Here is a 22,686-nt window from a genome sequence, read left to right on the forward strand (position 1 = left end):
TTATCGGATCAGTGACACGGTCTCCTGCTCGCTTTCGGTTGCACGCCGGGGGCGCTTGATCGATTGGCGCAAGACTGGCGAGTCAACGGCTCGCGCCACCCCTTTAGCCACCCCCGCGCCGACGCGGGTGAGGAAGCCCGTGGGCAGGAAGACGGCGTCGGCGGCGATCATCGCCAGCGAGAAGAACGGGAGGCCCAGGGTCACCGCGATCGCGGCGTGTTCGACCATCATCAGGACCAGCAGCACGTTCTTGATCCGGCGGTTGAAGACCAGGAACGGGAAGGAGACCTGCACGATGACCGTGCCGTAGGTGATCAGGCAGACCAGGATGCTGTTGCCGCCCAGCAGCGACGCGAGCCCCGGCCAGGGGTCGAAGTAGGCCAGGTGGAGCGGGAAGTAGAGCGCCGTGCCGCCCTCCCAGAGGGAGCCCTGGATCTTGTACCAGCCGGCTGTGGCGTAGATGAAACAGACCTCGACCGCGATGACCAGCATCGCCGAGTTGTGCACCATGGTCGTCAACGCGTCCAGCAGGTCCGCGCCCTCGCTGTCCGGCTGACGGCGCTTCAGCCATTCGCGTGCGCCGATGAAGAGCCAGAACAGCCAGAAGACCGTGCCCCAGTCGTAGACACCCATGTCGAGCATCCCCAGCTTGGCGAAGCCGGACAGCTGGCAGTACGCCAGCGCCGCGCCCAGCACCACCCACAGCGCGAGCCCGGTCCCGTCCCGCTCCACGCGTCGGCCGAGGCGGGCGGCCCGCGCGTCGAGGGACCAGACGGCGCCGCAGCGGGTGAAGGCCAGGTAGATCGCCATCAGGTGGACGACGTTGTCGCCGCCGTCGCCGACCAGGACGCTGCGGTTCTGGATCGAGAGCACCAGCACCATGAAGAGGATCGACATGGTCCGCGTCCGCCAGCCCACCAGCAGCAGCGCGCTGACCACGATCGCCGCCGCGTAGACGGCCTCGAACCACCAGCGGTCGTCCGACCAGGCCAGGACGGTGAAGGCGTGGTTGGACGCCAGCATCTGCCGGGCCAGGTCCGCGCTCCACGGTGCGAGATCGCCGTAGAGGACCCGGCGGTTCGGCCACTCGCGGAGCAGGAAGCCGCCGAAGCAGAGGGAGATCCCGATGCGGACGATCGCCGCCTGGTACGGAGCGATGGTGTGCCGGGTGAACGCCACCCAGGCCCTGAGCACCGCGGCCGAGACGACGGAGTCCCAGCTCGGTCCGGAGGACGGCGCGTTGCCGCTCACCGGCTGACTCATCGGCTGGCTCACCGGCTGACCCCCAGGCCCTGGTAGTCCTCGTCGTTGGCCGGCCACCAGCCCAGCGTTCGGTAGCTGGGTGTGGTGGTCGCGGGCGCGCCCGTCCAGGCGGGGCCGGTGACGGAGGTGGTCGAGGAGCGGAGCTGGATCTGGATGACCGGCTGTCCGTTCCAGTGGCGGCCGATCCGCTGGAGCGCGATCCGCTTGAGGTACTCGACCGAGAGCGGGCCGCCGAAGCCGGTGGAGTCGTCCTGCTGGTCGTGCCAGGCGGTGTAGTAGTCCCAGGCGCGGCGGAGCAGGTTCTGGTTGACGTGGCTGGGGGCGATGTTGCCGCGGATCGCGGCGACGTCGGCGGCGGTGAGGTCGATCCAGGGCGAAATGGTGCGGCTGCCGTCGGGGGCGAGGGTCTGCACCCGGGCCTCGACCGCGATGTTGTTCTGCAGCGGGTTCGGGGCGAAGAGCTGCCAGTTCTGCTCGAACTCCGGCATCACATGCGCGGTGACGGCGGCCGACGCCTGCTGCGATATCGGGTTGCTGGGCGCTATGGAGAGGAAGATCGTGCCGAGGTGGTAGGCCACGGCGATGACCAGCGCCACGGCCGCCGTGCCGAGTATCGCGAGCGACGGCGTTGACCAGCGGCGTTCCGTCGACGCGGGGTCACCGGGACCGCCGGGGTCACCGGGATCGCCGTCGTCGGCTGGTGGGCGCGGACCGGGCAGAGCCGGTGCCGGTGCCTGTGTCGTTGCTGGTGTCGGTGGAGCGGCGGGTATGGACTCGGCCGCCCGCGCGGCCTCGATGCTCGGCTCGTCTGCCACTGGTACCTGCCCTGCCACTCCGGTGAAGTCCTGAGCACGGTACTGACCCGCGGCGGTTCCGCGCGACCCTTCCCCCCACTTAGAACTTGTTCTAATCTGACGAATCGTCAGAGCGAGGCGGGCTGGGAAGGGACGAGCCGTGGATTTCACCTTCACCGAGGAGCAGCAGGCCGCGGCCGAGGCGGCCAAGGCGGTCTTGGCCGACGTGCCGCCGGACGGCGGCGTTCCGAGCCCCGCCCTCGGTATCGAGCCGGTCGCGACCGACATCGACCGGGAGCTGTGGCAGCGCCTGGCCAAGTCCGACCTGCTCGGCATCGCGCTGGCCGAGGAGTACGGCGGCGGCGGGCAGGACGAGATCGCCTGGTGCCTGGTGCTGCGCCAGGCGGCCCGGGTGCTGGCCCGCGTGCCGCTGCTGGAGACGGGCGCGGCGGCGCTGGCGGTCCAGGCTTTCGGCGCGCCCGAACTGCGGCAACGGCTGCTGCCGGAGATCGCGGCCGGCCGTCTGCTGGTCGGCGTCGCGCCGCACGGCCGCACCGGGCACGAACCCGCCGACGAGGCGGTCACGGCCGAACCGGCCCCGGGCGGCGGCTGGTCGCTGCGCGGTTCGCAGACCGGTGTGTCCTGGGCGTCGGTGATGGACCTGGTCCTGGTCCCTGCCCGGGGACCGGAGGGGACGCTGCTGCTCTTGGTCGACCCGCGCGGGCAGGGCGTCACGCTCAACCGCCAGGTGTCCACCAACGGCGAGTTGGCGGGCGAGCTGGTCTTCGACGGAGCGGTCGTCGAGGCCGCGTGGCAGGTGGGTCCGGCGGCGGCCGACGGGTCCAACTGGCGTGCGGTACGCGGGTTGCTGATCATCGGCTGCGCCGCGCTCTGCCTGGGCCTGGGCGAGGCGGTGGTGCGGATGACCTCCGAGTACGCGTCCAAGCGCGAGCAGTTCGGCCATCCCATCGCGACGTTCCAGGCCGTGGCCATGCAGTCGGCGGACCGGTACATCGACCTGCGGTCGATGGAGGTGACCCTCTGGCAGGCTGCCTGGCGGATCGCGGTGGGCGGTGAACTCGCCGACCGGCTGCCGCTGGACGCGGACCTGGCCACGGCCAAGATCTGGTCGGCGGAGGGCGTTCGCGCGATCGCCTCGACCGCCCAGCACCTGCACGGCGGCATCGGCGCGGACCTCGACTACCCGCTGCACCGCTACCACGCCTGGGCCAAGCACCTGGAACTCTTCCTGGGCCCGGCGGCGGCGTTCGATCAGGAACTGGGCGACCTGCTGGCCGTGCACCAGCTGTAACCCGACGTGGGCCCGGACGGAGCCTGGACAGGGCCTGGATGGAACCCGGATGGGGCAGAGTGAGGGGTGTGCCCTCGCTTACTCCTCCTCGCTTCGACGCGGTTGTTCTCGCCGGTGGCGCGGCCCGGCGGCTCGGCGGTGAGGACAAGCCCGGCCTGGTGGTCGGCGGTGCCTCGCTGCTGAACCGGGTCCTTGCGGCCTGCGCCGCCGCGCAGCGGACCGTCGTGGTCGGGCCGGAGCGCGCGACGGCCCGGCCGGTGCGGTGGACGCGGGAGACGCCGCCGGGGGGCGGCCCGGTCGCCGGGTTGGCGGCCGGGCTGGAGTTGGTGACCGCGGACGTTGCCGTGCTGCTCGCGGCCGATCTACCGTTCCTCGACGCGCCCACCGTCCACGCACTCGTCGCCGCGCTCCCTGCTGAACTCCGCGCCGAGACCGGTGCTGAGACCGGTGCCGGTGCCGATGCCGTACTACTGGTCGACGCCGACGGCCGGGACCAGCCGCTGGCCGCCGCCTACCGCACCGCTGCGCTGCGGACCGCGCTCGCCCAACTCCCCGCAGCCGAAGGCGCTCCGCTCCGCGCGGTGACCCGGGGCCTGCGCCTGCTGCGGCTGCCGGACGTCCGCCGCGCCGCCGTCGACTGCGACACCTGGGACGACGTGCACGAAGCGCGACTCCGCGCCGACGGGGACGCCCACGCCGACGGGGACGCCCGCGCGGGCAGCCCTCCGTACACCCCGCCACCACCTCGGTGAACCGCGGACACGCACTCGACACAGCCCGTTGCACGGACTGAGCCTGATCATCGGCGACGATGGTGTCGTGCTGCATGACTGGATCGCCGCTGTGAAGACCGAACTGGGCATCGACCTCGACGTCGACGTGACCGGACTGCTCGACATGACCCGTGACGTGGCCCATGGTGTGGCCCGCCCGGCCGCGCCGCTGACCGCCTTCCTGGTCGGCTATGCCGCGGCCTCCGCCGGAGGCGGCCCGGAGGCCGTGGCCGAGGCCAACCGCAAGGCTGCCGCGCTGGCCGCCCGCTGGGGCGCGGAGCACAGTGGGGAGCATGGCACCGGAGAGGACAAGAGTCAGGGCAAGGGGCGAGGTACGGAAGAAGGCGTGGAGCAATGAGCAGCGCGGCTGACGCCGAGGCTGACCTGCTGGCGGCGTATCCGTACCTGCTGCCACGCTCGCCCGAGCCGGAGCAACAGCCGGAGCCGGACCGCCCGTTCGACTACGAGGTCGCCGATCGCTCGGGTGAGGAACCGGCGCAACCGGGGCGTGATGCGTCCCCTGTGGCCGACTTCGACCAGGCCTTGGACGACGCCCTCAGCCTGACTCACGCGTCCCGACCAAGATCGCCAAATGTCACGCGCGTGACAGTTAGCGATCATGGAATGCCCAGCTCGGACGATATGTACGCCTCTGTCTCGCCCCCGGCCGGCTCCGCCGCCGAGCTGAGCTGGCCGCAGGCGCGGGCCGTTGCCGTCCGCGCCGGACGGCGACCGCTCGGCGTGGAGCGCTGCTCGCTCGCGGATGCGCTCGGCGCCTCGCTCGCCCAGCCGTTGGCAGCGACCACGCACGTGCCCGCGTTCGATACCTCGGCGATGGACGGTTGGGCTGTGGCCGGACCGCCTCCGTGGCGGCTGCGGGTGCCCGCAGCCGGTGAGGGGCTGGCCGGACAGCCCGTCGCCGCGGCGCTGGACGATGGTGCGGCCTGCCGAATCGCCACCGGAGCACCCGTCCCGCCCGGGACCACAGCGGTGCTGCGCCGCGAGGACGGCGAAGTGGCGTCCCCCGACCGGAGCGCAGGCGTGACGACCGCGCTCCGTCTGCGCACCGGGGTCACCGCTCCGCCGCTCGGGCGGGACATCCGGCCGCGCGGGCAGGAGTGCCGTACCGGTGAGGCGCTGCTGGTCGCAGGCACGCTGGTCACGCCCGCGGTGCTGGGCCTGGCCGCCGCCATCGGCCACGACGAGCTGACGGTCCATCGGCGGCCCACCGTCGAGCTGCTGGTACTCGGCGACGAGCTGCTGACGGAGGGTCCGTCCCGAGACGGGCGGATCCGCGACGCGCTCGGTCCGATGCTGCCGGGCTGGCTGGCCTCCTACGGCGCGCGGTTCACCGGCCTGCGCCGGGTCGGCGACGACCGTGACGCGCTGGTCGCCGCGCTCCGCTCCTGCCGCGCCGACGTCGTGGTCACCACGGGCGCGACGGCCGCCGGTCCGCGCGACTTCCTCCACCCTGCCTTGGCCGAGATCGGCGCGACGCTGCTCGTCGACGGCGTCCTGGTCCGCCCCGGCCACCCGATGCTGCTGGCCGAACTCACTACGGCCGAGCTCCCCACCGCCGAACTCCCCAGCGCCGCAGGGGAGACGAGGCCCCGGTATCTGGTCGGCCTGCCCGGCAACCCCTTCGCCGCAGCTGTCGCCGCCGCGACGTTGGCCGAGCCGCTGCTGCGCGGGCTCGGCGGGTGCCCGCAGGCGGAGCCGTACCGGGTCCCGGCCGCAGCCGCGCTGGCCGGGCAGCCGGGGCACACCCGGCTGGTGCCGGTGACGCTGCCGGAACGCGGAGCCGTGCCGCTGCGGCACGACGGGCCCGCGATGCTGCGCGGGTTGGCGCTGGCCGAGGGCCTGGCCGTCGTCCCTCCGGGCGGGGTCGCCGAGGGCGAGCCGGTCGAGGTGCTGGACGTCCCGTGCAGCTGAGCTCCGCCCCGGGTCCGAAGAGATCCGTCGGACAGACCCTCCGGGCCCGTCGCCGAGTAGGCGGCCCCGAGGAGCTGGCGGACCTGCAGCAGATCATGCTGCCCGCCCACAAGGTCGCCGAGCCGCCGTTGCGCGCGGTCCGGCGCCGGCTGGCGTTGGCCATGGCCGTGCTGCTGCTGACCACCTTCATCGTCTGGCTCGGCCGTGCGGGTTACCACGACAACGCCCACGACCACCTCGACCTGCTCGGCGCGTTCTACTACGCCACGGTCAGCCTCTCCACGACCGGCTACGGCGACATCACACCGGTCAGCGACGGGGCCCGGCTGGCCAACATCCTGCTGATCACGCCGTTGCGCGTGCTGTTCCTGATCATCCTGGTCGGCACCACGTTGGAGGTGCTGACCACCCGGACCCGCCAGGTCTGGCGCATCAACCGCTGGAGGCAGGACTTGGACGGGCACATCGTCGTGGTCGGCTACGGCACCAAGGGTCGCAACGCGGTGGCGACGCTGCTGCTCAAGGGCACGCCCAAGTCCGACATCGTGGTCGTCGACCCGCAGCGCCGGGTGATCGAGGCGGCCAACGCGGACGGCCTGGCCGGCGTCGTCGGCGACGCGACCCGGACCGACGTGCTGCTCCGCGCGCAGGTCGAGCGGGCGGCACAGGTGGTCGTCGCGCCACAGCGGGACGACACCGCAGTGCTGGTCACCCTGACGGTCCGCCAGCTCAACAAGGGCGCGGTGGTCGCCGCCGCGGTCCGCGAGGACGAGAACGCGCCGCTGCTGCGCGAGAGCGGGGCGACGGTGGTCGTCTCCGGCTCCAGCTCGGTGGGTCGCCTGCTCGGAGTCTCCACGCTGAGCCCGAACTCGGGCGCGGTGCTGGACGACCTGCTGACCGCCGGGCACGGGCTGGACGTCATCGACCGCCCGGTGACCCGCGAGGAGGTGGGCCGGTCGCCGCGCGACTGCGGGGACCTGGTCATCGCCGTGGTGCGCGGCAGACGGCGGCTCAGCTACTCCGATCCGGAGGCGGCGGCGCTGCAGCCGGACGACCGCGTCATCGCGGTCCATCGCCGGTAGCCCTGCCGCCCGCCGCAGGAAACCGGCACGGCCTACGGCGGTCCCGGGCCCAGCAGCCAGATCGCCCCGTACGCTGCCGAGACGGCGGTCAGCACGCCCAGCGTCGCCGCCGCGCGCGAGGTCCTGATCCGTGACAGCCAGGCGGCGAGCGGGAGCAGCAGCGGGAAGCCCGGCAGGAGCAGCCGTGGCTTGGAGTTGAAGTAGGCCTGCGCGCCCAGCGCCAGCGCGACGATCACCCCCGCGTAGACCACGGTGGCCAGCGGTGGCCGCCGCCGGATGCAGGCGACGAGCGTCCAGACCACCAGGCCGACGAAGACCAGCAGTCCGACGCCCGCCGCTGGGCTGGTCGTCAGCTGGTGCCAGACGAACCGCCCGTAGGCGGCGCCGAAGTCGAAGCCGTTGCCCCAGCCGTTCTGAATTCTGAGGTAGGCCGGGATGCCGCCGACCCACCCGGCGTAGGCGAGCAGGCCCGCGGGCGCGAGCAGCATGCCCGCCACCGCCCGCAACAGCGGGGCCTCGCGCCGCCACAGCGCGAGCAGCGCCCCGGCCCAGACCGCCGCGATGATCGCGGCCGCGCTCGGCCGGGTCAGTCCGGCCAGCGCGGAGAGCAGACCCGCCGTGATCCAGTTGCCACGCAGCACGCACCAGAGCGACCAGGCGGCCAGCGCGGTGAACAGCGCCTCGGTGTAGGCCATCGACTCCAGCACGCCGATCGGCAGCGCCGCCCAGAGCACCACCAGCACGAGGGCGGCCCGTCGACCGGCGATCCGCTCGCCGACGGCGAAGATCCCGAGCGCGGCGACCAGCGAGGCGACCGTGCTGACGGCGAGTCCGGCGTCCGCGTAGGAGAGGCCGGTGGCCACGTGCAGGCCCCGCTCCAGCCAGGGCAGCAGCGGGAAGAAGGCCAGATGGGAGTGGACGCCCGCGCCCCTGGTGCCGGGGGTCGCCTGGTAGCCGGCCCAGTGGTACCCGTGCCCGGCGATGTCGGTGTACCAGAGCGCGTCCCAGCGGGCCGAGAGCACCTGGTGCGGGCTGCGGCCCTCCGCGCCCGACCAGACGGCGAGAACGACCAGGCCGAGCACGCGGATCGCAGCGAACAGCGCGAGCGCCGGGGCGGCCCGGCGGAGCAGGGTCCGCACGAGGGTGCGTTCCGTGTCGGAGGCGTGCTCTGTACCGGTCACGTGTTCCGTGCCGGTGAGGGGTTCTGTGCGGGTGGTGCCGTTGGTGCCGTTCGTGCGAGTCAAGCGGTCCTGCTGTCGGTCGAACTCGGGCACCGACAGGTCAGACGGCGTGTCCACGAGCCAGCTCCTCGGCCGCCTGGCGGCCGACCGTCGCGCTCCGTGCCAGCGCCTCGACCACGCCGGGAAAGCCCTGTGCTCCGACGGCGGGTCCGAAGACCGCACCGACGGTCGTCGTCGTGTCTTCCGCGAGCTGGCTGACGATCAACCGGACCACTGCCGCGAGATACGGGTCGTCGACCAGGTAGACCTGCCGTCTCCCCTCGCGGCGCGAGCGGACCAGCCCGGCCAGGCGCAGCTTCGCCAGATGCTGACTGACCGCAGGCAGCGTCCCGCCGACCTGCTCGGCCAGGCTGCTGACGTCGCACTCGCCCGCCGCGAGGATCCACACGATCTGCAGCCGGGTCGGCGACGCGAGCAGCCCGAAGGCCGCCGCGGCCTGCTTCAGCACGCCCTGGTCGGGCCCCTCGTACCGGTCTGCCGCCGCGCTGCCTGCCACAGCCCCCGTGGCAGCGCTGTCATCCATTCGCGTGCTCCCTCGCCCTCCCGCATCGTGCGGATCCTCGGCCTCGCCGCTCCGGTCGCCCGACCAGACTAGGCCCTCTCAACGCACAGACCCTGCAGCCGCCCGCCCTCCGGGCATGATCATGGCGCGGAGTTCGGGACGTTCGCGGACTCGGCGTAGGCCTGGGTCGGGGTCATCCCGACGCCGTTGAGCTCGACCGTGTCGTAGGTGCTGACCGGCGCGCAGACGTTGCTGTCGTTGGCGGTCTGGGAGTGCGAGTCCTGCAGTGCCGTCTTGGTGTCGACCGGCGCGGGCTTGGCGGTTCCGCCGGGGTAGGTGTCGCCGGTCGTCCAGTCGGTGCCGACCAGCAGCACGACGCCCTGCATCGAGGGGTCGGAGGAGATGTGCGAGGCGGGGATGCCCAGCGACGCGGCGACCGTCTCGGCCTCCGCCTTGTCGGTGCTGTACGAGCCGTAGTGCAACTCGGTGGTGCTGACGTTCTGCGGCGCGGTCACGGCGGTGGTGCCGGAGCCGTAGCCCTTGCCGGTCAGGTAGTTGGCCAGGTCGCCGCCACGGCCGTTGACGCCGCTGCCGTTCTCCACCTGCACGTCGATCTGCGCGGCCGGGAACGCGGGGGCCGTCGGGGACGCGCTGGCGGACGCCTTCGGCGAGGCGGAGGCCGAGGACGACGACGAGTCGCCGCTGCCCGAGGGCTTGCCGCCGCCGGAGAGCGACTGGTCGTTGACGATCGCGGCGAACAGCGACTGCGCGCTCGCTGCCGGAACCACACGGTTCTGGTTGGTCGGGTCCGCCATGGTCTGCATGGTGGTGAATGTGATGTGGCTGGTCGGCACCTTGGCCGCCTCGGCCGCCAGATTGAGCAGCGAGCCGACGCTGCCCAGGCCGCCGTCGACGGTCAGCGCCTTGGTCGCGGAGTCCGCCAGGCTGTAGAGCGCGGTCGGGCTGGTCAGCGTTCCGGCGCTCTTGACCGTGCGCATCAGCGAGCTCAGGTACATGTGCTGGGCGTAGGTGCGGCCCAGGTCGCTGCCGTCGCCGAAGCCGTGCCGGGAGCGGAGGAACTCCAGCGCCGAGACGCCCTTGAGGGTGTGGCTGCCCTTGGACAGCTTGAGGTGCGAGTAGGTGTCGTAGACGTTGTTGTCCACGCAGACGTTGACCCCGCCGACCGCGTCGGACATGTTCACCACGCCGCTGAAGTCGATCATCATGAAGTGCTGGAGCGGGATGTTCGTCAGGTCGTGGATGGTCTGCATCTGGCACTGCGGACCGTAGGCGAGGGCGCTGTTGATCTGCCCGTAGTAACCCGTGGTGGAGTTCTTCGCGTCGTTCGGGTCGGTGCAGGCCGGGACGTTCACCATGGTGTCGCGCGGGATGCTCATCACCGTGGCGTTCGACCGGTCGGCCGATATGTGGACGACCATCTCCACGTCGGCGTTGCCGTAGCCGCTGGAGCCGCAGTCGCCGCCGAGCTGGCAGTCCTCGGCGCTGTTGCGCGCGTCGGTGCCGATGACCAGGAAGTCGATGGGGGTGCGCCCGTAGGGGTCGGCCTTCTCGGCGCCCATGGAGCCGCCGATGGCGACCGTGTGGAGGTTGCCGCTGAACTTGTTGTAGAGCCAGGTACCCACGCCGGCGACGATCAGCACGAGGACGGAGAGGACGATGCCGGCGATCTTGGCAATGCGGTAGGCCCGGGACTTGGGTTTACGCCGCTTGCTCCGTCGCGCCTTGTTGCCGTCCACCTCGTCGGTCATGCTCGGTTTCCTCAGGTTTCACTTGCGTCGGGTGCCGGGTGACACCGACGGGGACGTCGGGGGCGGGTCCAGCGGTTGCACGGTTGCGCAATTCAGCAAGCGTACGCCCGTTCCCTGTGCGACTCCTGCCGACCCACGGTCGTCCTCACGCCCCGTAGTGTCAGCACCTTGTCCAAGGTTCCGTGCACCTTCCCTGGGGGCTCCCAGGAATCACCAAGCTCCAGCTCAAGCGGTTCTCACCCCTGCCGGGCGGGCTTCCGGGGCCGGGCTGCTTCGATCACGATGCGTAGCTGTCGTTGAGCCGGACGTGCCTCTCTGCCGTCGCCGGGGAGTACTGACCGAGGAGTGCTGAGGAGTGCCGAGCAGTGCTGGGGAGTGCTGTGCTCGGGGGTACCGAGGAGTAGCGTCGGCACCATGCGAGCGATCACGATTGAGACCCCCGGCGGGCCCGACGCACTGGTGCTGCGTCAGGCGCCCGATCCCGTCCCCGGTCCCGGCGAGGTGCTGGTCGACGTCGCGGCCACCGCCGTGAACCGTGCGGATGTGTTGCAGCGTCAGGGCTTCTACAACCCGCCTCCGGGCGCGTCCCCCTACCCGGGCCTGGAGTGCTCGGGCGTCATCGCCGCGATCGGCGAGGGCGTCACCGGCTGGGCCGTCGGCGACGAGGTCTGCGCCCTGCTGGCGGGCGGCGGCTACGCGGAGAAGGTCGCCGTCCCTGCGGGACAGCTGCTGCCGGTCCCCAAGGGCGTCGACCTGGTCACGGCGGCCTGCCTGCCCGAGGTGGTGTGCACGGTCTGGTCCAACGTCTTCCAGGTCTGCCACCTGCGGCCCGGTGAGACGCTGCTGGTGCACGGCGGCTCGTCCGGTATCGGCACGATGGCGATCCAGCTGGGCCGGGCGATCGGCGCGAAGGTCGCGGTGACGGCGGGTTCGGCGGAGAAGCTCGCGGCCTGCCGTGAGCTGGGCGCGGAGGTGCTGATCAACTACCGCGAGCAGGACTTCGTCGCGGAGCTGGCGAAGCTCGGCGGAGCGGACGTCATCCTGGACGTGGTCGGCGCGAAGTACCTGGACCGCAACATCGACGCGCTGGCCCTGAACGGACGGCTCGTCATCATCGGTATGCAGGGCGGCGTGCAGGCGGAGCTGAACATCGCGAAGCTGATGTCCAAGCGCGGCGCCGTCGCCGCGACCTCGCTGCGTGCCCGCCCGTTGGAGGAGAAGGCGGCCGTGGTCGCGTCGGTGCGCGAGCACGTCTGGCCGCTGATCGAGTCCGGCGTGGTCAAGCCGGTCGTCGACCGCACCCTCCCCCTGGCCGACGCGGCGGAGGCGCACCGGCTGATGGAGTCCTCGACCCACATCGGCAAGATCCTGTTGCGGGCCTGACCGCTCCCGGCGCGGGGCCGCCGAGGTCAGCGGTCCCGCGCGGTGGCGTCAGGGCGTGTCCAGCCAGCCGGCCTGCGCGGCTTTGATCCCCGCCTCGAACCGGCTGCTGGCGTCGAGCCGTTCGCACAGGTCGTTCATCACCCGGCGGACCGTGCGGTCGCTGACCGCCAGGCGGGCCGCTGCGGCCTCGTCGGTCATGCCTGAGGCGAGAAGCTTCAGTACCTCCCGCTCCCGTTGGGTCAGGCCGTGGCGACCGGGTGCGGCGCTGGCACCGAGCGGGGTGGAGGTGTTCCAGATGCTCTCGAACATGGCCGCCAGTGCCTGCACCAGGCTGGGGTCGGTCACCAGGAGGGCGCCCTTGCCCGAAGCGCGGGCGTCGATGGGGACGAAAGCGGTGGCCCGGTCGATGACGATCAGACGGTGCGGCAGCGTCGGAGAGGTGCGGACCTCGCTGCCCGACTCGGTGAGCCACTGGGCGTGCGCCGCGGTTGCCGGATCGTTTCGGCAGGAGTCCTGCATGATCTCACGGATCGTCAGCCCGCGTTCCAGCGCTCGGGCGTCGTTGCGTCTCGCCGCCTCGAGGTCCGCCGGTTTGCGTGCCGCTCCCGGGGTGATGCCCAGCACGTCGCAACGAGCGGTCTCCACCTGCTGTTCGATGCGGGCGATCACCACGTCGGTGCCGGTCAGACGCTCGGTGCCGGTGTCCCTCGGCAGCGCCGCGGTCCGTTCGGCGATCATTGCGGCGATCTCCGCCTGGGAAGCGGCGATCCGGGCCCGCTTCCGTTCCAGGTCTGCGTTCTGCCGGGCCAGCAGCGTCTGCAGGCCGGTCTGCGGGTCGACCGCCCGCCAGCCGCCGGTGCGGTCCGAGGAACGGCGGATCAGGGCGAGCGCGAACATCTGGTCGAGTGCGTGTCGGACCTGGTCCTCGGTCAGGTCCAGGGCCAGGCAGAGTTCGTCCACGCCGAATGTCTTCTCTGCGAGCAATGTCCGGTAGACGAGCTCGGCAGTGCGGTCCAGTCCCAACGCGTCCAGCACGAGCGTGGCCCCCCTCGTCGTCCTTCGCCGAGATCCTCCACGGTTATCGGTGTACAAGCAAGCGCTGGCGCGTGACAGCCGTGTGACGAACCGCGACGCTGCCGTGGGGCCGTGTCCGGGTCCGGCCAGTCCGCTTTCGTACAGGTCAAAGCCCTGGTCGGTGCTCGGTCTCGCCGGGCAGAGTCATTCCTGTCAGCGGCTCACCGCTCCGGAACATCGGTTCCGGAATCTTCGGTGGACCGGCCGGAAAAGTCTTTTCTGGAGGAGATCCACATGGGCAACGACGCAAAGCAGCTGATGGCGAACCTGTACGCCAACGGTGCCGAGTTCGACGCCGACTGGAGCGGTGTCAGCGACGAGGCGATGACGCGTCTGCGTGAGGCGTCCGAGTCGGGCGACGCGGCGGTGCAGAGCGTGCTCACCAACCTGGCCTTCTCGAAGTTCGAGGACGCGGACCAGGCGCGCCGTCTCGCCGCGTCCCTGGCCGGCATCAAGCAGGCCGTGACCGCCAGCATCTTCGACGAGCTGCCGACCACCTCGATCGACGACCTGCGCGCCGCCGCCGAGGCCGCGGGCTACGAGGTCGAGGTCCTGGCCTGAGGCCACGGTCTGAGCAGGCGCACGCGCATTGATCCGGGTCACCGAGCCGTCTCGGCCCGGTGCCCCGGATCGGGCGCGACGCATCGGACGCACGAAGAAGGAGGAGTCGGATTCATGAACGATTCATTTGCGATCCAGGGCCTCGAGTGGCGGGCGAACTGGCGGATTGAGAATGGGAACGACTCCTACGTCGTGCCGTTTCCGACTCTGCGTCCGGCCACCCTGGTTTTCCACGGGGAGACCGAGTTCAGCTACGGCCACTACGGGATCCACCTCGGGCAGGCTGACGTCCTGACCTTCCTGGGTCCCAGCGAAGGCACCGTCACCGGCTATTTCATCGACTGCCGGGTCGGCTCGCCGACCGCCGGGATGCGCGAGACCGTGACCTGGTCCCCCACGTCGGCCCGGGCGTTGTACATCCCGAACGGAGTGGCGCACACCTTCGACGGGCTCGAGCGCGTGAACACCATCAACAGCTACGAGCTGTTTCTCCCGTCGCCGGAGGACTGGGTCCACGGCGACCTGGACTGGCAGCCCGACGCGGACATCATCAATCTCCCGCTGGACGTCGCGGACGAGGACCTGCCCTACTTCGTCCCGAACAGCCACCCGGCCGGCGAGGCCTGGTACGACCTTGTCGCCGCGCGGCAGCGCGCGTCCATCCCCCAGACAGCGCCGCTCGAGTACCCGATGACCCGGCAGATGCGGCTGGCCGACGGCACCGTCCGACGGGTCGAGCTGCGACGCCGGCTGACACGTACGGCGAAGCCGGCCTGGGAGCCCTTCGCCGGCGTGTTCGGGGTCGGCTGGGTGCGCCATCCGGTGATCCCGAGTGGGGAGGAGTCGGGATTCTCCGTCCTGGTCGACCGGTACCCGCTCTACTTCATCGACCACGGCGAGACCGGGTACACCCACGACGCCTACGGGATTCACCTCGGGCAGGAGGACCGACTGACCTTCGTCGGCCCCAAGGACCAGACCGTGACGCTCCGGCTGATCGACACCAGGCCCGACTCGCCCACCTACGGGGCGGACACCAGCTTCACCTTCACCCCGGACCCGGAGCGTTACCTGCTCCTGCCCCCGGGCGTCGGGCATGCCTTCGAGCACATCGAGAAGGTCTACACGATCAACCGTCCCCGGACGCTCCTGCCGGTGGACGGCAAGGAGTACCTGCCGGGCAACGACGTGATCGACTGGCCCGTCGAGAAGCGTCCGATCCCGCGGCTGGAGGTGAACTCCGTCCCCGCCGGAAGCGACTACTACGAGGCCAGGGTCGCCGAGCAGAAGCAGCTGCGGCAGACCCAGGCTGTCCGGTCCACCCCTGCGGTGCTGCTGACGCGGGACGAGAACGGCCGGGAGATCCGGGTGGCGCTGCGGAGAAAGGTCGAGGCGGCCTGAGCCCCACCCCGCCCGGGTGGCCGGCCAGGTGCCTGGCCATCCGGGCGAGTGTCCGCCCCGGGCGGCTGTCCGCCCCGGGTGGTCGATCCTGACCCGCCGTCACCACGCGCAGTCCCTGTCGCAGTCACCAGCCTCGAGCAATCGCGGAGGAGAGATGGAAGCACCGCCCCCGGACCTCGGTCGGAGTACGAGCCTGTGGCGCAACCGGGCGTTCCTGTTCCTGTGGGGAGGCCAGTCGGTCAGCGTCCTGGGATCGACCGTGTCAGGGATCATCATCCCTCTCTACGCGGTGCTCGTGCTGCACGTCTCCACGTTCGAGATGGGCCTGCTGGCAGCCGCCGGTTCCGTCCCCTACATGCTGGTCGGGCTTATGGCGGGAGCCGTCGTCGACCGGTTCCCGCGGCGTCGGCTCATGTTCTGGTGCGACCTGACGCGCGCGCTGGCGCTCGCCTCGATCCCGCTCACCATGCTGCTGTCCGGCACGCCGCCGATCGGTCAACTGCTTGCGGTCGCAGTGCTGGTAGGGGTCATGACGGTCTTCTTCGACGTCGCGTACCAGAGCTATCTGCCCGGTCTGGTCGAGAACGAGCAACTGATCGACGGTAACGGAAAGCTGTCCACGACCGAGTCCGTCGCCGAGGCGGTGGGTCCCGGCCTGGCGGGCGTGCTCATCACGGTGCTCGGCAGGGCGGGCGCGATCCTGTTCGACGTCGCCACCTATGCGCTCAGTTGCCTGTCCCTCGTCCTGATCAGGACTCCGGACGAGGTCATCGAGAAGCGCGCCGTGCCCACACCGCGGCAGCTCGTCCGTGATGTGGCCGAAGGCGCCGGGTATGTCGCACGCGATCGGATCCTGCGCAGGCTGGCGCAGTTCGCGGTGACGGTCAACCTCTTCGGCTCGGCGTACGGCTCGCTGGAGATCGTGTTTCTCAACCGCGACCTGCATGCCCAAGCCTGGATGATCGGAGCGGCCGCGGCGATCGGCAGCACCGGAGGCGTGCTCGGCGGTCTGGCCGCGGCGGCACTCGGGCGCCGCATAGGTTCCGCACGTGCCACGTGGCTGCCGCTCCTCGCGCTCGGCTGGCTCGTCCTCCTGGTTCCCCTGGCCCAGCCGGGGTGGGGCTTCGTCCTCGTGGGCCTCGGGACGGCCGGCAACGTCGCCTCCATCGTCATCTACGCGACCGGCGCGGTGAGCTACCGTCAGGCGACGTGCCCGCCTCACCTGCTGAGCCGGGTGACGTCCTGCCAGCGCTGGATCTCCTGGTGCTCGATGCCGGCCGGAGCACTCTTCGGTGGCTTGCTGGGCACCCTTGCGGGTCTGCGGGCCGGGATCTCGATCGCGGTGGTCGGCTGCTTCCTCGCCGGTCTGTGGCTCTACTTCTCCCCATTGCGCGGGATGCGTGACCTCCCGCTGGCGCGCACCGGCACGGAAAACGCCGGAGAAACCCTGGAAGAACAGCTCGAGCCGAGTTTGGCGACATGACAGAAACGGACCAACCAGGCCAATCCGTCTGGTATCTTTGTCTGCCACACAGCCAATTCTCCAGGGAGTTGCCATGAATTCTTCGGTCGAGCTGGACCGCGAAATGCGCGAGGCGATCGGACTTCGGGACAGCGGACAGTTCGAGAAGTCGTGCGCCGCATTCCAGGATCTCGCCCGCCGATTTCCCGACAGTGCCGAGGTGAGCTTCCAGGCCGCGTGGTCGCACGACCGGGCGGGACTCGAGGAGGAAGCCTGTGGTTACTACGAACGGGCTCTGCAGCTCCCGGGCCTGTCCCGGGAGGACCTCCAGGGAGCCCTGCTCGGGCTGGGGAGCACCTACCGCGTGCTGGGGCGGCATGACGAGTCCGTGGTGACCCTGGAACGGGCCGTGCAGGAATTCGCCGACTTCCCCGCTCTGCGTGCTTTCCTGGCGATCTCCTATTTTTCCGCGGGTTCGCAGGAGAAGGCGCTCGGAACTCTGCTGCGCCTGCTGGCGGACACGAGCTCCGACCCGTCGGTCGAGGAATACCTGAGGCCCATCCGGCAGTATGCCGATGAATTCCTGGAGCTCTGAGCAGCGGAATCGGCCGAGCGGGGCCTGATGGGCGGGTGTCCGGCTCCGGACATTCCGGTTCCGTCCAGGGGTGGAACCTGTTTCGGACGGGCTGCTGCAGATAGTTTCTGCCTTGCGGGCGATTCCGGACCGGAAATCTCCGACGATTCGGCCGCCGTAAGGAATCTGCTCGTCCGAGCCCATGACCCAAGGCGGACCCATGTCGAAAACCGCTCGTAATCTCCTCGTGGCGCTGGCCCTGACCCTCGGCCTCGGCGCCGCCGCCGTTCCGGTGGGCGCTTTCCACCACGCCGGCGTCGTCGACGCAGCTTCGGGGTCCGCCGCGTCCACTGCCTCGCCGAACGACTTGTCCTGGGGCTGAGATCCCGTGTCCGCACCCGGTGGACCGGCCCTTGCTCCGGTCGGCGCGTCGATCGGGGCTACCAGCGGGCTGAGCCCGGGCGGCGTGCGGACGCCGGCTCTGACCCTCGCTTCATCGACGGAGGAAGTACGGCGGTGTACCTCGCCATCATCACCCTGGTTCCCGGCGCCGAAACGCCCCGGCAACCCATTGATGCGCAGGTGCTCGTAGACGTCCTGTGGACCCGGGTCGCACCGACCGACCGCATCGAGCACATCAGCACCGCGGTCTCTGCGGACGCCATCGAGCTGGGCTTCTACCTCCACGCGGAGAACCGTCGCGAGGCCGACCGGGCGGCGCAGTCGATCGGCGACCGGGCTTGCGGGACCGTCCCCGTCCTTCGCGAGTGGCGCCCGGTGCCGGGGGCGCGGGGCCAGTGAGCCGCCCGGAAAGTGATGTGCCGTCCGGACCCGGTCCGCCCGGCACATCACCATGCTGTGACTACCTGTCAGCTCAGCGACTTGAGCGCGGCGGCGTCGTACGGCTTCAGCTCGTCGAGGCGGCCGGCCAGGACCTTCGCGGCCCACTCCGGGTCCTGGAGCAGGGCACGGCCGATGGCGACCATGTCGAACTCGTCGCGCTCCATGCGGTCGAGGAGGTTCTCGATGCCCTGGACCGGGGAGCCCTCGCCCGCGAAGGCGCGGATGAAGTCGCCGTCCAGACCGACCGAGCCGACGGTGATGGCGGGCTTGCCGGTGAGCTTCTTGGTCCAGCCGGCGAGGTTGAGGTCCGAGCCGTCGAACTCCGGGATCCAGTAGCGCCGGGTGGAGGCGTGGAAGGCGTCGACGCCCGCCGCCGCGAGCGGGGCGAGGATCTCGTCGAGCTCCTCCGGGGTCTCGGCGAGGCGGGCGTCGTAGGCCTCCTGCTTCCACTGCGAGTAGCGGAAGAACACCGGGAAGTCGGGCGAGACCCGCTCGCGGACCGCGGCCACGATCTCCGCGGCGAAGCGGGTCCGGGAGACCGCGTCGCCGCCGTAGGCGTCGGTGCGGCGGTTGGTGCCCGCCCACAGGAACTGGTCGACCAGGTAGCCGTGGGCGCCGTGCAGCTCGACGCCGTCGAAGCCGATCCGCTCGGCCGCAGCGGCGGCCTCGGCGAAGGCGCCGATGACGTCGTCCAGGTCGCGCTGGGTCATCGCCTTTCCGGTGCCCTCGGTCCCGTCGACGCGCAGCCCGGACGGGCCGACCGCCGGGGCGTCGGCGAAGGGCGGCTCGCCCTGGTTGCGGACCATGCCGATGTGCCACAGCTGCGGCACGATCGCGCCGCCCGCGGCGTGCACGCCCTCGACGACCTTAGCCCACCCGGCCAGCTGCTCCTCGCCGTGGAAGCGCGGCACGCGGTCGCTCTGTCCGGCCGAGTCGTGGCCGACGTAGGTGCCCTCGGTGACGATCAGCCCCACCCCCGCGGCGGCACGCCGCGAGTAGTACGACCGGACGTCCTCGCCGGGGACGCCGCCCGGGGAGAACATGCGCGTCATCGGCGCCATGGCGATGCGGTTGCGGACGGTCAGACCGTTCAGCGCGACGGGCCGGTCGAGGATCTCGGCGGCGCGGGAAGCGGAGGACGCGGTGGTGGTCATGGGGTTCCTCATGGGGTGCCGGGCAGGGGTGCGTGTGCAGCAAATGCTTGAAGAGGTCAACTGTTGTGCCGGACGGAAGATTTCTCCCAGGGGGTCCCACCGCATGTGATCCCGGACACGTTCGGGCCCTGAGAATCGTGGCTGAACGGCCGTGGCCCTCCCGCTTCTGCGGGAGGGCCACGGCGATGTCCCTTGAGAGGGCAACGGGTTGCTACGAGCTGTAGACACCGTCCGGTTCCGCGCCGCCTCGGACCCGAACGGAGGAGCCGTTGCGGACGTCGATCTTCCCGTCGGCGACCGGGACGACAACCTGGTGGGAGATCGCCTGCCCGCTTGTGAAGTCGCCGTAGACGTTGTTCAGGGTCCGCGCCGGGCCCACCGGCTTGAACAGGCCCTTGGGCGGTCCCGCTACCGCGGCCGTGACCGAGTAGGCACCGGGGTAGTAGCCGGGCGAGGGCGTTCCCGCGGTGTAGCCGACGCTGTTGAGCACCAGGTCGTAACGGCCCGGGGTGAGCCCGGACGTCGAGAGCTGCACGGTGAGCGACGTTCCGGCGGCATTGGTGGCGACGACATGATTCTGCTGGTAGTTGCTCACCACACTGCCGTTGCTGGCCAGGTTGATCTCGGTGCCCAGGTTGAGACCTGTGCCCGTCAGGACGACCTGGTTGGTGGCGTCTGCGGGGCCGGAGGCGGGCGAGATCGAGCTGACTGTCGCCTGTACCGGCGGGGTCGCGCAACCCTGCACGCAGATTCCCTGCATGGTGTAGCTGATCGGGGTAGGGCTCGTGTAGGGCATCACCAGCAGCACGCCCTGGACGGCCGCCTGCGAGGTGTTCTCGCACTGGACGGCGAGGTCGCTGACGCCACCGGAGATGCCGCACAGCCCGTACATACTGGTCCAGTCCGCGTCGTCGTAGATCGTCGCGTCCGGGGCGGCGGTTCCGCCGGACGCGACCAGGCCGATGCCGAACAGCTCCGATGGCGGCATCGACACCACCGCGCAGTACCCGGTGGTGCTCTCGGTCAACGTGCCGCTCTGCGGGGCGAAGCCGGTGCCGGACAGCTGGTGCGCAGTGCACTGCGGTGCCCAGCCCGACGCCGTCTCCACTCGCCAGGTGTCCACATGTGCGGGGATGGCGACGCCGGCGTATCCGGAGGCCAGCACGAGGACCTGGTACGACGTGGAGCCGGTGACGTTGCAGGACGGACCCCACTGACGACACACGACGGCGCCAGACGGATCGGCGACCTCAAGCACCACCCCGGCCTGGCCGGGCGCGTCGGACCGGGCGGCGAACCAGACCTTGTCCGTCGCCGCGGCCGAGACCTTCAGACATTCCGCGTCCAGAGCCGAGGTCAGCACCAGACCGGTTGATGGCCCACCCACGGTGGTAGACGTCGGGGCGGTGCAGGCGGCCGTCTGCGTGACGTCGCGGCGGACCACCTTGTAGGTGTCAGGGGCGGTGAGGCCGACGGCCATCACCAGAGCGGTGTAGGCCGTCCCTTGCGAGTAGGAGCAGACCGTGGTGGTGGAGTCCTGACAGATCAGCTTGCCGGTCGCATCGTTGACGTTGATGCTTCCAAACTCGGTGTTGCTGTCATTGGTGTAGTCGATCATCTCGCCGGTGGAGTGCTGCGCGGCGGGGATGGTCAGGCACTGCACGGTCGAACTGGGCGTGAGCGTGACTTCAGCACCCCAGGACCCGCCGAAGCCCGACTGCGGCCAGGCCGAGCAGCCGGAGGTCGAGTCGGTGCGCTGCACGAGAACCTGGTAGCCGCCGTTGGCCTCCTGCGCGTTCAGGACCACGTGGAACGGCGCGGTGCCGGTCAGCTGGCAGACGGCGTAGGTGAAGGAGGCGTTGGGGCACTGCTGGACGCCGGTGGCGTCCAGAACCTGCATCTGCGGCGAGCTGCCGTCGGCCGTCGGCTGGTCGAACATGTAGTCCGTCAGGCCGGAAGCGGTCGGCAGGGTCAGGCAGATCTCCTCGCCCATCCCGGCGAAGTTGCCCTTGGCGGCGCCACTCGCGAAGTCGGTGTCCGAGGCCGCGGTGCAGCCACCCGCCTCGTCCGCGGCGATGAAGGCCACGCCGAAGGCCGAGGGGGAGGGGAGGTACTGCTCGGCCACGAAGTCGTAGCTGCCCGCGGCCAGCTGGCAGGTGGGGCCGAAGTTGGCGCAGGCGGCGGTGCCGCTGGTGGTGTAGAGGCTGCCGGTGACTCCGCCGGAGGCCGCTGATGCCGCGTAGACCTGGTATTGGTCGGCCTTGGTGACGGTCAGGGTCCGGCACGCCACGGTGGAGCCGGTGTCCGGCACCTGGCCGTAGGTCAGCTGTGCTGCGGTGACGCAGCCCTGTGGCTGGGTCAGGTCACTCAGCTGCAGGTAGTAGCTGTCGGCGCTGCCCTGCTGGTCGTAGGCCAGGACGCGGTAGGGGGCTGTGCCGGTCAGCGCGCAGTCGCTGTTGGTGTATGCGGAGCACACCTGCGTGCCGGTGGCGTCGTACACCGTGACCTGGACCTGCTGGTACGAAGCGGCGGTCAGGGCGGTGTGCAGGACGCTGCCGCTGGTCATGGCGAGCGTGTAGCAGTTGCCCATGCTGCCCGCTGCCAGCGTGCCCTGGACCGCCGACGTGCCGAAGGAGGTGTCGGCCGCCGAGCAGGAGGTGTCCGAGAGCAGGGCGACGTAGGACAGCGTGAAGGCGTTGCCGCCGTCCTGGATCGCCAGGGTGTAGCTGCCGGACTGGGTGGTCGGGCAGACGGCCGTGGGCGAGTAGGACGACTGGCAGGTGACCACGGAGCCGTTCGGAGCCGTGACGGTGATCATCAGTGCGCCGCCCGCCGACGACATGGCTCGCACGGCGAGCAGGTCGGTGGCGGAGGGCAGGCTGAGCGTGTAGGTGTCCGTCCCGGCCGGCGCTGTGCAGGGGTAGACGGTGTCCGCCGTGATGGAACCCGAGCAGGTGCTCGCCACGGTGCTCTGGGCCAGGAGGCGGTGGGTCGTCGCGGCGCGCAGCGACGTCGCGCGGGTGGCGGCGGGGCCGGTCCGGGGCGCGGTCGGCAGGGGCTTGGCCGCGAGCGGAGGCACTGGCTTGGTGACGGTCTTCCGGTGCGCGGCGGCGGGTGCGGTCTGGATCGCCTTCGCGGTCTGCCCGGCGTGGGCGGCGGAAGAGCCGTGCGCGGTCGCCGCACCCGCGACCGGCTGGGAGACGACGGCGTAGGCAGCGCCGGTCGGGGCGAGCAGCGCGGCCAGGACCGCGACGAGCAGCGCGAGCACCGACCAGGCCGACCCGCGCCTGCGTCCGGGTCTCGGGCATATGGAGTTTGCAGGTGTTGGCATGCTTTTTCCGATTCCCCCTCAATGTGGAATAAAGAGAATTTCGAGAAGTTCTGACGGGAGACGTTCTGAAACGTCCGAGGGCCCGTGGGCCGCTGGTCACGACCCTTGTGGGCCTTGCGGTGAGGCGGGCAGGGCGGAGCGTAGCAGTGGGTCTGCATCCGTGGATGTGAATTTCCCGGCAGGCACGACCGCCGTGAATTGAGTCGAAGGCGACAAATACGTGGTGCTGCTCGGG

The 22,686-nt window shown here is 70.7% G+C and carries 17 protein-coding genes and 2 pseudogenes; 11 read left to right on the top strand and 8 right to left on the bottom strand.

Features of this window, described 5'->3' with window-relative positions; all coding sequences use genetic code 11:
- Nucleotides 1–1,263: an HTTM domain-containing protein gene (locus ABH928_RS27375; RefSeq protein ID WP_370071176.1), complete on the bottom strand. Its 1,263-nt coding sequence runs from the start codon at nucleotides 1,261–1,263 to the stop codon at nucleotides 1–3.
- 8 nt (nucleotides 1,264–1,271) lie between these two features.
- The gene (locus ABH928_RS27380) at nucleotides 1,272–2,078 is read right to left on the bottom strand and encodes a DUF5819 family protein (RefSeq protein ID WP_370071178.1); all 807 of its coding nucleotides are present in this window, start codon (nucleotides 2,076–2,078) and stop codon (nucleotides 1,272–1,274) included.
- A gap of 139 nt (nucleotides 2,079–2,217) precedes the next feature.
- Here ABH928_RS27380 and ABH928_RS27385 point away from each other — a divergent pair, with 139 nt between their 5' ends.
- From ABH928_RS27385 to ABH928_RS27400, 4 genes and pseudogenes are all read left to right on the top strand, one after another.
- The gene (locus ABH928_RS27385; RefSeq protein WP_370071180.1) at nucleotides 2,218–3,369 is read left to right on the top strand and encodes an acyl-CoA dehydrogenase family protein; all 1,152 of its coding nucleotides are present in this window, start codon (nucleotides 2,218–2,220) and stop codon (nucleotides 3,367–3,369) included.
- 38 nt (nucleotides 3,370–3,407) lie between these two features.
- Nucleotides 3,408–4,500: pseudogene (locus ABH928_RS27390) on the top strand (NTP transferase domain-containing protein).
- 266 nt (nucleotides 4,501–4,766) lie between these two features.
- On the top strand, nucleotides 4,767–6,074 hold the full coding sequence (locus ABH928_RS27395) for a molybdopterin molybdotransferase MoeA (RefSeq protein ID WP_370071182.1): 1,308 nt from the start codon (nucleotides 4,767–4,769) through the stop codon (nucleotides 6,072–6,074).
- A 95-nt stretch (nucleotides 6,075–6,169) separates the two neighbouring features.
- Nucleotides 6,170–7,156: a TrkA family potassium uptake protein gene (locus ABH928_RS27400; protein WP_370071254.1), complete on the top strand. Its 987-nt coding sequence runs from the start codon at nucleotides 6,170–6,172 to the stop codon at nucleotides 7,154–7,156.
- Nucleotides 7,157–7,188: 32 nt separating this feature from the next.
- On the opposite strand, the gene ABH928_RS27405 is transcribed toward ABH928_RS27400, so the two are convergent.
- The 3 genes and pseudogenes from ABH928_RS27405 to ABH928_RS27415 form a co-directional block, all read right to left on the bottom strand.
- Nucleotides 7,189–8,454 (bottom strand): hypothetical protein, encoded by a 1,266-nt coding sequence (locus ABH928_RS27405; protein ID WP_370071184.1) that lies wholly within the window; start codon nucleotides 8,452–8,454, stop codon nucleotides 7,189–7,191.
- A gap of 127 nt (nucleotides 8,455–8,581) precedes the next feature.
- A pseudogene (locus ABH928_RS27410) lies at nucleotides 8,582–8,920 on the bottom strand (ArsR/SmtB family transcription factor); the annotation flags it as partial.
- A gap of 119 nt (nucleotides 8,921–9,039) precedes the next feature.
- Complete coding sequence (locus ABH928_RS27415) at nucleotides 9,040–10,668, bottom strand: LCP family protein (protein WP_370071186.1); 1,629 nt, start codon at nucleotides 10,666–10,668, stop codon at nucleotides 9,040–9,042.
- A 414-nt stretch (nucleotides 10,669–11,082) separates the two neighbouring features.
- On the opposite strand from ABH928_RS27415, the gene ABH928_RS27420 reads away from it, so the two are divergent.
- Complete coding sequence (locus ABH928_RS27420) at nucleotides 11,083–12,051, top strand: NAD(P)H-quinone oxidoreductase (protein WP_370071188.1); 969 nt, start codon at nucleotides 11,083–11,085, stop codon at nucleotides 12,049–12,051.
- 48 nt (nucleotides 12,052–12,099) lie between these two features.
- On the opposite strand, the gene ABH928_RS27425 is transcribed toward ABH928_RS27420, so the two are convergent.
- On the bottom strand, nucleotides 12,100–13,086 hold the full coding sequence (locus ABH928_RS27425) for a LuxR C-terminal-related transcriptional regulator (protein WP_370071190.1): 987 nt from the start codon (nucleotides 13,084–13,086) through the stop codon (nucleotides 12,100–12,102).
- Nucleotides 13,087–13,359: 273 nt separating this feature from the next.
- On the opposite strand from ABH928_RS27425, the gene ABH928_RS27430 reads away from it, so the two are divergent.
- From ABH928_RS27430 to ABH928_RS27455, 6 genes are all read left to right on the top strand, one after another.
- Nucleotides 13,360–13,686, top strand: coding sequence for a hypothetical protein (locus ABH928_RS27430; protein WP_370071192.1), 327 nt, complete (start codon nucleotides 13,360–13,362; stop codon nucleotides 13,684–13,686).
- 114 nt (nucleotides 13,687–13,800) lie between these two features.
- A complete protein-coding gene (locus ABH928_RS27435; RefSeq protein ID WP_370071194.1) occupies nucleotides 13,801–15,087 on the top strand; it encodes a dTDP-4-dehydrorhamnose 3,5-epimerase family protein in 1,287 nt (428 codons plus the stop codon).
- A 154-nt stretch (nucleotides 15,088–15,241) separates the two neighbouring features.
- The gene (locus ABH928_RS27440; protein WP_370071196.1) at nucleotides 15,242–16,570 is read left to right on the top strand and encodes an MFS transporter; all 1,329 of its coding nucleotides are present in this window, start codon (nucleotides 15,242–15,244) and stop codon (nucleotides 16,568–16,570) included.
- Between the two features lie 73 nt (nucleotides 16,571–16,643).
- The gene (locus tag ABH928_RS27445) at nucleotides 16,644–17,144 is read left to right on the top strand and encodes a tetratricopeptide repeat protein (protein WP_370071198.1); all 501 of its coding nucleotides are present in this window, start codon (nucleotides 16,644–16,646) and stop codon (nucleotides 17,142–17,144) included.
- A gap of 199 nt (nucleotides 17,145–17,343) precedes the next feature.
- Nucleotides 17,344–17,505: a hypothetical protein gene (locus tag ABH928_RS27450; protein ID WP_370071200.1), complete on the top strand. Its 162-nt coding sequence runs from the start codon at nucleotides 17,344–17,346 to the stop codon at nucleotides 17,503–17,505.
- Nucleotides 17,506–17,639: 134 nt separating this feature from the next.
- Nucleotides 17,640–17,924 carry a hypothetical protein gene (locus tag ABH928_RS27455; RefSeq protein WP_370071202.1) on the top strand — a complete coding sequence of 95 codons (285 nt, stop codon included), beginning with the start codon at nucleotides 17,640–17,642 and terminating at the stop codon, nucleotides 17,922–17,924.
- A gap of 68 nt (nucleotides 17,925–17,992) precedes the next feature.
- On the opposite strand, the gene ABH928_RS27460 is transcribed toward ABH928_RS27455, so the two are convergent.
- Together ABH928_RS27460 and ABH928_RS27465 are read right to left on the bottom strand one after the other, a co-directional pair.
- The gene (locus ABH928_RS27460; protein ID WP_370071204.1) at nucleotides 17,993–19,120 is read right to left on the bottom strand and encodes an NADH:flavin oxidoreductase; all 1,128 of its coding nucleotides are present in this window, start codon (nucleotides 19,118–19,120) and stop codon (nucleotides 17,993–17,995) included.
- A 211-nt stretch (nucleotides 19,121–19,331) separates the two neighbouring features.
- Nucleotides 19,332–22,451 (bottom strand): hypothetical protein, encoded by a 3,120-nt coding sequence (locus ABH928_RS27465; protein ID WP_370071206.1) that lies wholly within the window; start codon nucleotides 22,449–22,451, stop codon nucleotides 19,332–19,334.
- Nucleotides 22,452–22,686 lie beyond the last annotated feature (235 nt).

Origin of the sequence: Streptacidiphilus sp. MAP5-3 (assembly GCF_041262505.1) — a bacterium.
In the GTDB taxonomy this organism is placed as follows: Bacteria; Actinomycetota; Actinomycetes; order Streptomycetales; family Streptomycetaceae; genus Streptacidiphilus.

Excerpts from the sequence above, each read along its gene's own strand:
- ABH928_RS27375 (WP_370071176.1), bottom strand. The coding sequence starts at position 1,263 with ATGAGTCAGCCGGTGAGCGGCAACGCGCCGTCCTCCGGACCGAGCTGG.
- ABH928_RS27395 (WP_370071182.1), top strand. The coding sequence starts at position 4,767 with ATGCCCAGCTCGGACGATATGTACGCCTCTGTCTCGCCCCCGGCCGGC.
- ABH928_RS27400 (WP_370071254.1), top strand. The coding sequence starts at position 6,170 with ATGCTGCCCGCCCACAAGGTCGCCGAGCCGCCGTTGCGCGCGGTCCGG.
- ABH928_RS27415 (WP_370071186.1), bottom strand. The coding sequence starts at position 10,668 with ATGACCGACGAGGTGGACGGCAACAAGGCGCGACGGAGCAAGCGGCGT.
- ABH928_RS27420 (WP_370071188.1), top strand. The coding sequence starts at position 11,083 with ATGCGAGCGATCACGATTGAGACCCCCGGCGGGCCCGACGCACTGGTG.
- ABH928_RS27430 (WP_370071192.1), top strand. The coding sequence starts at position 13,360 with ATGGGCAACGACGCAAAGCAGCTGATGGCGAACCTGTACGCCAACGGT.
- ABH928_RS27435 (WP_370071194.1), top strand. The coding sequence starts at position 13,801 with ATGAACGATTCATTTGCGATCCAGGGCCTCGAGTGGCGGGCGAACTGG.
- ABH928_RS27440 (WP_370071196.1), top strand. The coding sequence starts at position 15,242 with ATGGAAGCACCGCCCCCGGACCTCGGTCGGAGTACGAGCCTGTGGCGC.
- ABH928_RS27445 (WP_370071198.1), top strand. The coding sequence starts at position 16,644 with ATGAATTCTTCGGTCGAGCTGGACCGCGAAATGCGCGAGGCGATCGGA.
- ABH928_RS27450 (WP_370071200.1), top strand. The coding sequence starts at position 17,344 with ATGTCGAAAACCGCTCGTAATCTCCTCGTGGCGCTGGCCCTGACCCTC.
- ABH928_RS27460 (WP_370071204.1), bottom strand. The coding sequence starts at position 19,120 with ATGACCACCACCGCGTCCTCCGCTTCCCGCGCCGCCGAGATCCTCGAC.
- ABH928_RS27465 (WP_370071206.1), bottom strand. The coding sequence starts at position 22,451 with ATGCCAACACCTGCAAACTCCATATGCCCGAGACCCGGACGCAGGCGC.